Raw genomic sequence first — 12744 nt, forward strand, 5'->3', positions numbered from 1 at the left:
TGCCCCAGGGCGCTGGCGCGTCAGTGCAGCGTGCCGGCCAGGCGCCCGGCGATGATGTCGCGGGCCTGGGCCATGATGGCATCGATCAGCTGCCGCACGGTGGGCACGTCGCGGATCAGCCCGGCCACCATGCCGCACGACCAGGCGCCGGCCTCCATGTCGCCGTTCTGCATGATGCGCGGATAGACGCCGGCCACCTCGGGCAGGATGTCCTGGAAGGTGATGGCGGCGCCCAGCGCGCGCTCCTTCTGCAGCAGGCGTTCCACGGCGCTGTTGGTGAGCACGCGCTCGGTATTGCGCAGCGGGCGCATCACCAGGCGCGTGTCGAGTTCGCTGGCGGCGACGATGGCGCGCTTGACGTTCTCGTGCACCGGCGCCTCCTGCGTGGCGATGAAGCGCGTGCCCATGTTGATGCCCTCGGCCCCCAGCGCCAGGGCCGCCACCAGCGAGCGACCGTCGGCCATGCCGCCCGAGGCGACGAACGGCACCTTCAGCGCCTCGGCCGCGCGCGGCAGCAGGATGAAGTTGGGCACGTCGTCCTCGCCGGGGTGGCCGCCGCACTCGAAGCCGTCCACGCTGATGGCGTCGCAGCCGATGGCCTCGGCCTTGAGCGCATGGCGCACCGAGGTGCATTTGTGGATGACCTTGATGCCGGCCTCCTTCAGCGCCGGCAGCCACTGCTGCGGGTTGTTGCCCGCCGTCTCGACGACTTTCACGCCGCCGTCGATGATGGCCTTGACGTAGCCCGGATAGTCGGGCGGCGTGACCGCGGGCAGGAAGGTCAGGTTCACGCCGAAGGGCTTGTCCGTCATCGCGCGGCAGCGCGCGATCTCCCTGGCGAGCAGTTCGGGCGTGCGCTGCGTCAGGCCCGTGATGATGCCCAGCCCGCCCGCGTTGGAGACGGCGGAAGCCAGCTCCGCCAGGCCCACGTAGTGCATGCCGCCCTGGATGATGGGATGCTCGATGCCCAGCAGTTCGGTGATACGGGTCTTCATGGTGCGTCTCTCCTTGCCGTCAATCGAGACGTACGTTGGCGGCCTCGATCAGCGCCTTCCACTTGGGCACGTCGCCCTGGTAGGCCGTGCGGAACGCCTCGGGCCCGGCCATCACGGCGACGCCGCCGATGTTGAAGATCTGCTCCTGCACCTTCGCGTCCTTGGCGACCTCGGCCATCACCGCGGCGAGCTTGTCGAGCACGGGCTTGGGAATGCCCGCGGGCGCGCCCATGCCGATCCAGCCGACGAGGGCGTACGGGTCATCCGTCAGCCCCTGTTCGTAGATCGTAGGAACGTTGGGCATGGACGGCACGCGCTGGCGGCCGATCAGGCCGATGGCCTTGAGGCGGCCCGACTCGATGAAGGGACGGCTGCTGGACACGCTGGCAAGGCAGAACTGAATCTGGCCGCCGATCAGGTCCTGCAGCATGGGGGCCTCGCCCTTGTAGGCCGCGTGGCCCATGTCGGCGTTGGCAGACTTGCTGATGTACGCACCCACGAGATGCGCCTGCGAGCCCTGGCCCCAGGAGCCGTAGGAGAACTTGCCCTTGTTCGCTCCCACATAGGCCAGCAGCTCCTTCATGTTGCTGGCGGGCACCGAAGGGTGCGCGACCAGCACCACGGGCACCGTGGCGACCTGGGTGACCAGCGCCATGTCCTTCTGCAGGTCGTGGGGCAGCTTGGTGTAGAGGTACTGGTTGACCATCATCGAGGTCCCCAGCCCCACCAGCAGCGTATGGCCGTCGGGCTGGGACTTGAGCACCGCGTCGGTGCCCAGGATGCCGCCCGCGCCACCCCGGTTGTCCACCACCACGGGCTGGCCCAGCAGCCTGGACATGGGCTCGGCCAGGGCACGCGCGATGATGTCGGTGCCGCCGCCCGCGTTGTAGGGCACGATGAGGCGGACCGGCTTGGAGGGCCACTGGCCCGTCTGCGCGGCGGCGCCCAGCAGCGAGGCGCCCCCCATGGCGGCCATGCCTTGCAGCACGGCGCGGCGGCTGGGAAACGTGGCGGAACCTTGCATGAGATCTCCTTGTGAAAAAACCAGGCCGCAGCGCTTGTCCGTCAATCGCCGGCAGCCATTGAATCGGCAGCGATCCGTCAGTCGGCGGACGCGCCCGACTCCTTGACCACCTTGCCCCACTTGGCCGACTCGGCCTGGATGAAGGCGGCGAACTGCGCGGGCGTCTCGGCCACCGGGTCGCCGCCCTGCTCGGCGATCTTCTTCTTCACCTCGGGCTGGGCCAGCACCTTCAAGAGTGCGGCGTGCAGCTTGTCGAGCACGGGCTTGGGCGTGGCGGCCGGGGCGAACATGCCGAACCACGAGGTGGCCTCGTAGCCGGGCACGCCCGACTCGGCGATGGTGGGCACGTCGGGCAGCTCGGGCGAGCGCTTGGCCGTGGTCACGGCGATGGGGCGCAGCTTGCCCGAGCGCACGTGCTGGATGGCCGAGGGCATGTTGTCGAACATGACGGCGATCTGCCCACCGAGCAGGTCGCTCATCGCGGGCGCGCTGCCCTTGTAGGGCACGTGGGTGATCTGCGCACCGGTCATGCTCTGGAACAGCGCGCCGGAGACGTGCGGCGACGAGCCGGAGCCGGGCGAGCCGTAGGTCACGTCGCCGGTGTGGGCCTTGGCGTAGGCGATCATCTCCTTGACGGTCTTGAACGGCTGGCTCGGGTGCGCGACGAGCAGGTTGGGCACCGTGGCCACGCGCGAGATCGGCGCGAAGTCCTTCACCGGGTCGAACGGCATCTTCTTGTAGAGCGCCTGGTTGATGGCGTGCGTGCCCACCGTGCCCATGAACAGGGTGTAGCCGTCGGGCTGCGCCTTGGCGGCGAGCGACGCGCCGATGTTGCCGCCCGCGCCGGGCTTGTTGTCCACGATGACGGACTGGCCCAGCTCCGTGGTCAGGCCCTGGCCGACGATGCGCGCGAGGATGTCGGTGGTGCCGCCCGCCGAGAACGGCACGATGATGGTGATGGGCCGCGTGGGGAAGTTCTGCGCTGCCGCAGTGCCCATGAAGCAGCCGCAGGCCAGCGCGGCGACGCCCTGCACCACGGTGCGGCGTTGGAGTCGGGAATGGATCATGTTTGTCTCCTGGGTGATGAAATCCGGCTGCGGCGCGCGTCAGCCCGGCTTGGCGCCAGCCAGTTCGACCCGCGGTTTCCGGACGGGCAGGTCGCGCGGATCATTCTCGCGAAAGGCCGCGGGGCCGTTGATCATGGACATGGAACCCGCGCCCTCGATGCGCTCGATGCGCTCGATGCGCTCGATGCGCTCGATCATCTCGGGATCCTTGGCGATCTCGGCCACGTGGGCGGAAAGCTCATCCACGCGGGCCTTGGGCGTGCCCGCGGGCAGGAAGGCCAGGTTCGCGCCGAAGGGTTGGTCCGTCATCGCGCGGCAACGCGCGATCTCCTTGGCGAGCAGTTCGGGCATGCGCCGCGCCAGGCCCGTGGCGATGCCCGGCCCGCCCGCGTTGGAGACCACGGAAGCCAGCGCCGCCAAGCCCACGTGTGCATGCCGCCCTGGATGAGGGGATGCTCGACGCCCGGCAGCATCGCGGATGCGGGTCCTCATGCCATCCTCACTCGGCCACGATGTTCTTGTCGCGGATCAGCTGGCCCCAGCGCGCGTAGTCCTGCTGGATGCGCTTGGCCGCCTCGGCCGGATCCTGGAAGTGCGCGATGGCACCCGCGCCCAGCATCTTGTCCTGCACCGTCTTGTCGGCCAGGATCTGCTTGATCTCGCCGGCCACGCGCTGGACGATGGCCGCGGGCGTGCCGGGCGGCGCGACCACGCCGCCCCAGGACACCGCCTCGTAGCCCTCGACGCCCTGCTCGGCGATGGTCTTGACCTCGGGCAGCGCGCTCACGCGCCGGGGCGAGCCCACGGCAATGGCGCGCAGCTTGCCCGCCTGGATGTGCGGCAGCGCGGCGACCAGGTCGGAAAACATCACGGGCACCTGCCCGCCGATGGTGTCGGTGATGGCCGGCGAGCTGCCCTTGTAGGGCACGTGCTGCGCATCGAAGCCGCCCACCTGCTTGAGCATTTCCATGCTCAGATGGCCGAAGCTGCCCGTGCCCGCGCTGGTGTAGTTCATCGGCACCTTCTGCGCCTTCGCATACTGGATGAACTTCTGCAGGTCGGTCACATCGGGCAGCAGCCTGGGATTGACGACGATGACGATGGGCAGGTCGTAGATCATCGCCACGGGCGTGAAGTCCTTGATCGGGTCGTAGCCCGCCTTCTTGTACAGGTGCGGCGCCAGCAGCGTGGGCGTGGCCAGCATCATCAGCGTGTAGCCGTCGGGCGGGGTCTTGACCATCTGCGCGGCCGCGATCGAGCCGGAAGCGCCTGCGCGGTTGTCCACGACCACGGACTGCTTCAGGCGCTCGCCCAGCTTCTGGCCCACGATGCGCGAGGCCGTGTCGGTGGGCCCGCCCGCCGGAAACGGCACGACCAGGCGGATCAGCTTTTGCGGCCACTCATCGGCGGCGAGGACGCTGCCCGCCAGGCTGGTCAGCAGCGGGGCGGCGGCCAGGCTGAGAACGGTGCGGCGCGAGGCGACGGCCGCCAGGGAAACGGAGTGCATGGGCATCATCGTCCTTGGTTGGAAAGGAAAAAGCGGCGCAAAGGGCTTCATTCGAGCCGCGCGCCGGCGGTCTCGACCAGCGCCTTCCATACGGGCAGATCGCGCTGGTAGTTCTGGCGGAACTCCTGCGGGCTGTTCATCATGGCGATGAACCCCGCGCCGGCAATGCGCTCCTGCACCTTGGGATCCTTGGCGATCTCGCGCAGATGCGCGTAGAGCGCGTCGACGATCTCCTGCGGCGTGCCCGCCGGCGCCCCCATGGCCACCCAGCCGAAGACGGAATAGGCCTCGTCGGTCACGCCCTGCTCGTGGATGGTGGGCACGTCGGGCAGGATCTTCATGCGCTGCAGACCGGTCACGCCGATGGCCTTCAAGCGCCCCGATTCGATGAACGGCCTGGTGTTGAGCGCGCTGGAGAAGCACAGCTGCAGCTGGCCGCCGATCAGGTCCTGGATCATCGGCGCCTCGCCCTTGTAGGACGAGTGGGTCATGTCGGCGTCCATGGACTTGCTCATGTACGAGCCTGCGAGGTGCGCGTACGAGCCCACGCCCCAGGAGCCGTAGGACAGCTTGCTCTTGTTCGCCTTGACGTAGGCCAGCAACTCCTTCATGTTGCTGGCGGGCACGGAAGGGTGCACCACCAGCGTGACCGGCGCCGCCGCGATCTGGGACACCAGCGCGAAGTCCTTCTGCGGGTTGTAGGGCAGCTTGGCGTAGAGGAACTGGTTGATGAGCATGGACGTGCTGAGCGACAGCAGCAGCGTGTAGCCGTCGGCCGGCGCCTTGGCGACGGCATCGGAGCCCAGGATGCCGGCCGCGCCGCCCTTGTTGTCCACCACCACGGGCTGCCCGGTGCGCCGGGCCAGGACCTCGCCCACGCTGCGGGCGATGATGTCGGTGGCCCCGCCCGCATTGAACGGCACGACCAGCCGGATCGGCTTGCTCGGCCAGGCGGTCTTGCCCGTCTGCGCCATGGCCGGGCCCAGCAGGCCGGCGGCGCCCCAGGCGGCCACGCCCTGCAGCACGGCGCGGCGGTTGTGTCGGGAATTGCCCATGAAAGTCTCCTTGAATCAGCGAAAGGCCATGGCGATCGCACTGCGCGTGCCGGCGGCCGTTGTCCCGGCGATCAGCCCTGCGGCAGCGTCAACACGCCCTGCGCCTGCAGGGCCTGCAGTTGCTCGTCGCTCATGGCGAGGAGTTGCTGCAGCACCTCGCGCGTGCCCTCGCCCAGCGTGGGCGGCGCGTTGCGGATGGGCAGACGCTGGCCGTCCAGGCGGTAGGGCGGCGCGAACACGGGCGTGGTGCCCACGACGGGGTGCGGCATGTCCTGCACCAGGCGGCCGCGGCGCGTGCGCTCGCTGGTCAGCGCCTCGTGCAGCCCGGCCACCTTGCCGCAGGGAATACCGGCACTGGTCAGGCGTTCGAGCAGCACGTCGCGCGGAAAGGTCCGGATCAGCGCGGTCAGCAGGGGCGTCAGCTCCAGCCGGTTGGCGGCGCGGTTGACGTTGGTAGCGAAACGCGGGTCTTCCACGATGTCGGGCCGCTCGATGACGTTGCGGCAGAACTTGTCGAACTGCGCGTTGTTGCCCACGGCGATGATGAGCGGGCCGTCGGCGGACTCGTACATGCCATAGGGCACGATGGAGGGATGGGCGTTGCCGTAGCGCTCGGGATCGTGCCCGAGCCTGAGCGCGTCGAGCCCGTAGTAGCCCGTGACCATCAGGCCGCAGTCGTACAGCGCCATCTCGATCAGCCGGCCCTGGCCGGTGCGCCCGCGCTGGAACAGCGCGGCCAGCACGGCCTGCGCGGCGTACATGCCGGTCATCAGATCGACCACGGCCACGCCGAACTTCAACGGCGGCGTGTTCGCCTCGCCGTTCAAGGCCATCAGCCCCGCCTCGCCCTGGATCACGAGGTCGTAGCCGGGGCGCTTGGCCTCGGGCCCGCTGCTGTCGTAGCCGGAGACCGCGCAGTAGATCAGATCGGGCCGCAGGGCCTTGAGCTGCTCGTAGCCCAGGCCCAGCTTCTCAGCGCCGCCGGTCTTGAAGTTGTGGATCACCACGTCGCACTGCGGCAGCAGCTCGTGCACGATGCGCAGCCCCTCGGGGCTTTGCAGGTCCAGCGTGACCGACCGCTTGTTGCGGTTCATGCTGTTGTAGTAGGTGGTTTCGGTCTTGCCGATGCGGATGCCCCAGTCGCGCGTGTCGTCCCCGCGGCCCGGGTGTTCGACCTTGATGACCTCGGCGCCGAAGTCGGCCAGCACCTGGCCGCACAGCGGGCCGGCGAATACGCGCGAGAGGTCGAGCACGCGCACGCCTGCGAGGGGAAAGTCGGTTGCGTTGGAACTTGTCATGCAGAAGTCTCCTGGCTGGGTTGGCGTTCAGCGCTGGCGCAGGCGGGTGAAGTCGGCCGCGCGCTTGCCGAGGAAGGCGGCGATGCCTTCGCGCGACTCCTCGGTTTCCTGTGACAGCAGCATGCAGCGGGCCTCCAGGTCCAGCTGCTGCTCCAGCGTGTTGCGCGGCGCCTCGCGGCACAGGCGCTTGATGCGGGCCATGGCGTGCTCGGGGCCGTCCGCGATCTGCCGCGCGAGCGCGATCGCGTCGGCCAGCGCCTGGCCGGGCTCGGCCAGGCGGTTGACGGGGCCGAGCTGGTGCAGGCGCTCGCCGCTCATGCGCTCGCCGGTCAGGCACAGCTCGGTCAGCACCTGGCGCGAGACGAACTCGGACAGGAATGCGGTGGCGCCGGCGTCGGGCGTGAGGCCCACCTTCACGTACGCGACCGAAAACACCGCGTTCCGCGCGGCCACCAGCATGTCGCAGGCCAGCGCCAGCGACAGGCCGGCACCGGCGGCCGCGCCTTCCACGGCCGCGACGACGGGCTTGGGGCAGTCGCGCACGCCGCGGATCATGTCGTGCAGGGCCTCGACCTTGGCGACCCGCTCCACGACGAGCAGCTCGCGCCGCGTGGCGAGCTGGCGCAGGTCGCCGCCGGCGCAGAAGTGCCCACCCTCGCCCGTGAGCACGATGGCGCCCACCGTCGGATCGGCCGCGGCTTCGCGCAGCGCGGCGCCGAGGGCCTCGTAGAACTCGGTCGACAGCGCATTGCGCGCCGCCACGTTGTTGTTGGACAGGACCAGCACCGCCCCTTCACGGCGGGACAGCAGCGGTGGTGTGCTCATTGGGTCGCCTCCGTGTCGTGCATGGCGGCACGCCTGCCGCCGCTCTCCTGGCTCAATGCGATGTAGCGGGCGAGGTGGTGGTCCTCGTCGCCGAACTGGTGGTCGATCATCACCAGGCGCTTGGCGTAGTGCGCCAGCGGCAACTCCCAGGTCATGCCGATGCCGCCATGCATCTGGATGCTCTCCTGCGCCACCTTGGTGCCCACGTAGCCCACGGTGTACTTGGCGGCGGACAGCACCTTCTCGCGCGCCGTGCCTGCGGCGTTGTCGATGGCGTCGGCCGCGTTGATGACCGCCGAGCGCGCCTGCTCGACTTCCAGCAGCACATCGGCCATGCGGTGCTGCAGTGCCTGGAAGGTGCCGATGGCCACGCCGAACTGCTTGCGCGTCTGCAGGTACTCCAGCGTGAACTGCTTGGCCACGTCCATCGCGCCCACCGATTCCGAGGCCAGCGCCAGCAGCGCATAGCCCTGGATGCGCTCCAGCACGGCGTAGCCCTGGCCTTCGGCGCCCAGCAGCGCGTCGGCGGGCAGCTGCACGTTGCCGAACGTCAGCTCGGCGGCGCGGCCGCCCTCGAAGCGCTGGTAGCCGCGCTTGGCGATGCCCGCCGCGCTGCCGTCCACCAGGAACAGGCTGATGCCCGCCGTGTCGAACGGGCCGCCCGCCGTGCGCGCGGACACCAGCAGCAGGTCGGCCTTTTCGCCGAAGGCCACCACGCCCTTGGCGCCGTTCAGCACCCAGCCGTCGCCCGCGCGGGCGGCGGTGGCCTGCACGTTGCTCAGCTCATAGTGGCTGCCCGGCTCGTCGTGCGCCAGCGCGGCGATCACGCCACCGGCGATGATGTCTTGCAGCCTCTGCTTCTGCGCCTCCGTGCCCGCGGCGACCAGTGCCTGGCCCACGACCAGCGCGCCCAGCAGCGGCTCGGCCACGATGCCCTTGCCCAGCGCCTCGAACACCACGCTGATGTCGAAGCCCGCGCCGCCGAAGCCGCCCGCGCTTTCGGGAAACAGCGCGCCGATGGCGCCCAGTTCGGCGAACTGCGCGTAGATCCCGGGGCTGCGGCCTGCCTCGCCGTAGGCCAGCTGGTTGCGGGACTCGATGCCGTATTGCTCGGAGACGAAGCGGTTCAAGGTGTCCGCCAGCATGCGGCGGTCTTCGGTGTGCTCGAAGTTCATGTCTTGACGCCTTTCCTGATTCCGGTCACAGGCCCAGGATCATCTTGGAGATGATGTTCTTCTGGATTTCGTTGGAGCCGCCGAAGATGGACAGCTTGCGGTGGTTGAAGTAGGCGGCCGCGGCGGAGAAGGCCTCCTCGGGGCCGATCGGCGGCTCGGCGCTCCGGCCATGCATGGCCTCCTCCACGAAGGGCGCGGCATAGGGGCCCATGGCGCGGCGGATGAGCGACAGGATTTCCTGGCGGATCTCGGTGCCCTTGATCTTGAGCATGGAACTTTCCGCCCCCGGCACGCCGCCGCCGGCCACGGCGGCGATCACGCGCAGGTTGGTGGTCTTCATGTTCTCCAGGTCGATCTCGACCTTGGCCATGCGCGCGGCGAACAGCGGGTCCTGCGACAGCGGCTTGCCGTTGCACGACACGCGGCCGGCCACGGCCTTGAGCTTCTCCAGGCTGGCCACCGAGAAGCCCACGCCGGCGATGTTGGTGCGCTCGTAGGTGAGCAGGTACTTGGCGTAGGTCCAGCCCTTGTTCTCCTCGCCCACGAGGTTCTCCGCCGGCACCTTCACGTCGGTGAAGAACACCTCGTTGACCTCGTGCTCGCCGTCCAGGGTGATGATGGGGCGCACTTCCACGCCCGGCGTGCGCATGTCCACCAGCAGGAAGCTGATGCCCGCCTGCGCCTTCGCTTCCTTGTTGGTGCGCACCAGGCAGAAGATCATGTCGGCGTACTGGCCCAGCGTCGTCCAGGTCTTCTGGCCGTTGACGATGTAGTGGTCGCCATCACGCACCGCCGTGGTCTTGACGGAGGCGAGGTCGGAGCCCGAACCGGGTTCCGAATAGCCCTGGCACCACCAGTCGTCGCCGTTCAGGATGCGCGGCAGCCAGTATTTCTTCTGCGCCTCGTTGCCGTACTTGATCAGCACCGGCCCCAGCATGTTCACGCCGAAGGGCACGATGCGCGGCGAGCCCGCCAGCGCGCACTCGTGCTCGAAGATGAATTTCTCGACCGCGCTCCAGCCGGGGCCGCCCCATTCCCGGGGCCAGTGGTTGGCGAGCCAGCCGCGCTCGTTGAGCGTGGCGTGCCAGTCGGTCATCTCCTGCCGGGTCAGGATCTCGCCGCTCTTGACCTTGTGCGCCAGTTCGGGCGACAGCCTGGCCTTCAGGAAGGCGCGCACCTCGTCGCGGAAGGCCAGTTCCTGGGCAGTGAACTGCAAATCCATGGCGTGCCCTTTCTCAGAAGATCTCGAACAGGCCGGCCGCGCCCATGCCGCCGGCGATGCACATCGTCACCACGCCCCACTTCACCGGCTGGCCCGCGGCCTTGCGCCGGCGGCCTTCGAGCAGGATGTGCCCGGCCAGGCGCGCGCCCGTCATGCCGAACGGGTGGCCGATGGAGATGGCACCGCCGTCCACGTTCAGGCGCTCCGCGGGAATGCCCAGCTGCTGCTGGCAATAGATCGACTGCGAGGCGAAGGCCTCGTTCAGTTCCCACAGGTCGATGTCCTCGACCTTCAGGCCATGGCGCGCCAGCAGCTTGGGCACGGCGAACACCGGGCCGATGCCCATCTCGTCGGGCTCGCAGCCCGCCACCGCCATGCCGCGGAACGCACCCAGCGGCGCCAGGCCCAGGCGCTCCGCCTCCTTGGCCTCCATCAGCACGCAGGCACTGGCGCCGTCGGAAAGCTGCGATGCATTGCCCGCGGTGACGAACCGTCCGGGCCCCTTGACCGGCTCCAGCCTGGCCAGCGATTCGTAGGTGGTCCCGGCGCGGTTGCAGGTGTCGCGGTCGAGCGTCACCTGCTGCTGGGTCACCGCGCCGGTCTCCTTGTTCTTCACCGCCATGGTGGTGGTCACGGGCACGATTTCCTCGGCGTAGCGGCCGGCCTGCTGCGCCTCGGCGGTCCTGCGCTGGCTCTCGACCGAGAAATGGTCCTGCGCCTCGCGGCTGATGCCGTAGCGCTGGGCCACCACGTCCGCCGTGTCGATCATCTCCATGTAGAGCGCGGGCTTGTGCTCGACGATCCACGGGTCCATGCCCGAATTGCCGTCCTCGCGGGTACGGATGCCGGAGATGCTTTCCACGCCGCCGGCGATCATGGCCGGCGCGCCTTCGACCACGATGCGGCCCGCGGCGATGGCGATGGCCTGCAGGCCGGAAGCGCAGAAGCGGTTGACCGTGGTGCCGGCGATGCTGAGCGGCAGCTCCGAGCGGATCACCGCCTGGCGCGCGATGTTGCGGCCGGTGATGCCCTCGGGGTAGCCGCAGCCGAGCACGGCGTCCTCGATCAGCGCCGGGTCGATGCCTGCGCGCTCGACCGCGGCGCGCACCGCGAAGCTGGCCAGCGTGGGACCGGGGGTGATGTTGAATTCGCCGCGGTGCGACTTCGCAAGCGGCGTGCGGGCGGTGGAAACGATGACGGCCTGGCGCATGGAGCTGTTCCTTGAAAATCGGGATGAAGACCCCCCTCCCCGGGCGTCGGGGATGGCGGTGCGGGTTGCTCGGGGTTCAGCCCCTGGGCTGGTTGAGGCTGGAGAAATCCTTGCCCTCGGCCACCAGCTTCTCCAGCAGCGGCGCGGGCTTCCAGAACAACGGGTCCTCCTTGGCGAAGGCGCGGATGTCGTCCAGGATCGTCGGCAGACCCACCATGTCGGCGTACTTCATCGGCCCGCCGCGCCAGCGCGGGAAGCCGTAGCCGGACAGGAAGGTGACGTCGATGTCCAGCGGGCGCAGGGCGATGCCTTCCTCCAGCACCTTGGCGCCCTCGTTGACCATGGCCGCCATGTAGCGGCGCATGATTTCCTCGGGCGTGAACCGGCGCGGGGTGATGCCCTTGCGGACGCGCTCGGCCTCGACGATGGCCAGCACCTCGGGGTCGGGCTGGCCGGTACGGGCCCCCTGCGGATACAGGTAGAAGCCGCGCCCGGTCTTCTGGCCGAACCAGCCGCGCTCGCAGATGCGGTCGGCCACCTCGACGTAGCGCGCCTTCGGGTCCCGCGTGGCGGCGCGGCGCTTGCGCGTGGCCCAGCCGATGTCGCCGCCGGCCAGGTCGGTCACCTGGAACGGCCCCATCGGGTAGCCGAAGGCACGCACGGCCTGGTCGATCTCGTACGGGCTGGCGCCGTCTTCCATGATGTAGTCGGCCGCCTGCTTGTACACGGCCAGGATGCGGTTGCCGATGAAGCCGTCGCACACGCCGGCGCGCACGGGGGTCTTCTTCATCTTCCGGGCCAGCTCGAACGCCGTCGTCACCACGTCGGGCGCGACCTGGGCCGGCACCACGATCTCCAGCAGCTTCATGATGTTGGCCGGGCTGAAGAAGTGCAGGCCGATCACGTCCTGCGGGCGGGAGGTGGAGGCGGCGATCGCGTCGATGTCCAGGTACGAGGTGTTGGTGGCCAGCACGGCGCTGGGCTTGCAGACGCGGTCCAGCTCCCTGAACACGGCCTTCTTGACCTCGAGGTCCTCGAACACCGCCTCGATCACCAGATCCACGTCCGCGATGTCGTCGTAGCGGGTGCTGGGCGTGTAGCGGGCCATGATGGCGGCCTTGCGCTGTTCGGTCATCCGGCCTTTGGCGACCAGGCCGTCGTAGACCTTCTCCACATGGGCCTGGCCCCGCGCGATGGACTCGGCATCACGCTCGATCATGGTCACCGGCAGGCCCGCATCCAGCGCCGCCACCGTGATGCCGGCGCCCATGGTGCCGCCGCCGATCACGGCGATCTTGCCGATGGCGCGCGGCGCCGCGGCCTTGGCCTCGGGGATCTTGGCGGTTTCGCGCTCGGCGAAGAAGGC

General features: G+C 69.2%; 11 protein-coding genes and 1 pseudogene. All 12 read right to left on the reverse strand.

Annotation, left to right across the window (positions count from 1 at the left end; all coding sequences use genetic code 11):
• Window positions 1-20: 20 nt before the first annotated feature.
• On the reverse strand, window positions 21-995 hold the full coding sequence (locus QM782_RS24885; RefSeq protein WP_415205542.1) for an NAD(P)H-dependent flavin oxidoreductase: 975 nt from the start codon (window positions 993-995) through the stop codon (window positions 21-23).
• Between the two features lie 19 nt (window positions 996-1014).
• The gene (locus QM782_RS24890; RefSeq protein WP_415205543.1) at window positions 1015-2019 is read right to left on the reverse strand and encodes a Bug family tripartite tricarboxylate transporter substrate binding protein; all 1005 of its coding nucleotides are present in this window, start codon (window positions 2017-2019) and stop codon (window positions 1015-1017) included.
• A gap of 77 nt (window positions 2020-2096) precedes the next feature.
• A complete protein-coding gene (locus tag QM782_RS24895; RefSeq protein ID WP_415205544.1) occupies window positions 2097-3086 on the reverse strand; it encodes a Bug family tripartite tricarboxylate transporter substrate binding protein in 990 nt (329 codons plus the stop codon).
• A 39-nt stretch (window positions 3087-3125) separates the two neighbouring features.
• Window positions 3126-3578 (reverse strand): annotated as a pseudogene (locus QM782_RS24900) (nitronate monooxygenase).
• Window positions 3579-3585: 7 nt separating this feature from the next.
• Window positions 3586-4593 (reverse strand): Bug family tripartite tricarboxylate transporter substrate binding protein, encoded by a 1008-nt coding sequence (locus QM782_RS24905; protein ID WP_415205545.1) that lies wholly within the window; start codon window positions 4591-4593, stop codon window positions 3586-3588.
• A gap of 47 nt (window positions 4594-4640) precedes the next feature.
• Window positions 4641-5648, reverse strand: a complete 1008-nt coding sequence (locus QM782_RS24910) for a Bug family tripartite tricarboxylate transporter substrate binding protein (RefSeq protein ID WP_415205546.1) — start codon at window positions 5646-5648, stop codon at window positions 4641-4643.
• 71 nt (window positions 5649-5719) lie between these two features.
• Window positions 5720-6946: a CaiB/BaiF CoA transferase family protein gene (locus QM782_RS24915; protein WP_415205547.1), complete on the reverse strand. Its 1227-nt coding sequence runs from the start codon at window positions 6944-6946 to the stop codon at window positions 5720-5722.
• A 27-nt stretch (window positions 6947-6973) separates the two neighbouring features.
• Window positions 6974-7771 (reverse strand): oxepin-CoA hydrolase, alternative type, encoded by a 798-nt coding sequence (locus QM782_RS24920; protein WP_415205548.1) that lies wholly within the window; start codon window positions 7769-7771, stop codon window positions 6974-6976.
• Window positions 7768-8946 (reverse strand): acyl-CoA dehydrogenase family protein, encoded by a 1179-nt coding sequence (locus QM782_RS24925; protein WP_415205549.1) that lies wholly within the window; start codon window positions 8944-8946, stop codon window positions 7768-7770. Before QM782_RS24925 ends, QM782_RS24920 begins: the two co-directional genes overlap by 4 nt.
• A gap of 25 nt (window positions 8947-8971) precedes the next feature.
• The gene (locus QM782_RS24930) at window positions 8972-10168 is read right to left on the reverse strand and encodes an acyl-CoA dehydrogenase family protein (protein WP_415205550.1); all 1197 of its coding nucleotides are present in this window, start codon (window positions 10166-10168) and stop codon (window positions 8972-8974) included.
• 13 nt (window positions 10169-10181) lie between these two features.
• Complete coding sequence (locus tag QM782_RS24935) at window positions 10182-11378, reverse strand: acetyl-CoA C-acyltransferase (RefSeq protein ID WP_415205551.1); 1197 nt, start codon at window positions 11376-11378, stop codon at window positions 10182-10184.
• Window positions 11379-11454: 76 nt separating this feature from the next.
• On the reverse strand, window positions 11455-12744 hold a 1290-nt coding region (locus QM782_RS24940), incomplete at its 5' end, for a 3-hydroxyacyl-CoA dehydrogenase NAD-binding domain-containing protein (RefSeq protein WP_415205552.1).

The sequence above is a fragment of the Pseudorhodoferax sp. genome (genome assembly GCF_047601025.1).
Taxonomy (GTDB): domain Bacteria; phylum Pseudomonadota; class Gammaproteobacteria; order Burkholderiales; family Burkholderiaceae_C; genus Pseudorhodoferax.

Bases quoted from the DNA above. Each gene is read 5' to 3' on its own strand.
- QM782_RS24885 (WP_415205542.1), bottom strand. From the start codon at position 995: ATGAAGACCCGTATCACCGAACTGCTGGGCATCGAGCATCCCATCATC.
- QM782_RS24890 (WP_415205543.1), bottom strand. From the start codon at position 2,019: ATGCAAGGTTCCGCCACGTTTCCCAGCCGCCGCGCCGTGCTGCAAGGC.
- QM782_RS24895 (WP_415205544.1), bottom strand. From the start codon at position 3,086: ATGATCCATTCCCGACTCCAACGCCGCACCGTGGTGCAGGGCGTCGCC.
- QM782_RS24905 (WP_415205545.1), bottom strand. From the start codon at position 4,593: ATGCACTCCGTTTCCCTGGCGGCCGTCGCCTCGCGCCGCACCGTTCTC.
- QM782_RS24910 (WP_415205546.1), bottom strand. From the start codon at position 5,648: ATGGGCAATTCCCGACACAACCGCCGCGCCGTGCTGCAGGGCGTGGCC.
- QM782_RS24915 (WP_415205547.1), bottom strand. From the start codon at position 6,946: ATGACAAGTTCCAACGCAACCGACTTTCCCCTCGCAGGCGTGCGCGTG.
- QM782_RS24920 (WP_415205548.1), bottom strand. From the start codon at position 7,771: ATGAGCACACCACCGCTGCTGTCCCGCCGTGAAGGGGCGGTGCTGGTC.
- QM782_RS24925 (WP_415205549.1), bottom strand. From the start codon at position 8,946: ATGAACTTCGAGCACACCGAAGACCGCCGCATGCTGGCGGACACCTTG.
- QM782_RS24930 (WP_415205550.1), bottom strand. From the start codon at position 10,168: ATGGATTTGCAGTTCACTGCCCAGGAACTGGCCTTCCGCGACGAGGTG.
- QM782_RS24935 (WP_415205551.1), bottom strand. From the start codon at position 11,378: ATGCGCCAGGCCGTCATCGTTTCCACCGCCCGCACGCCGCTTGCGAAG.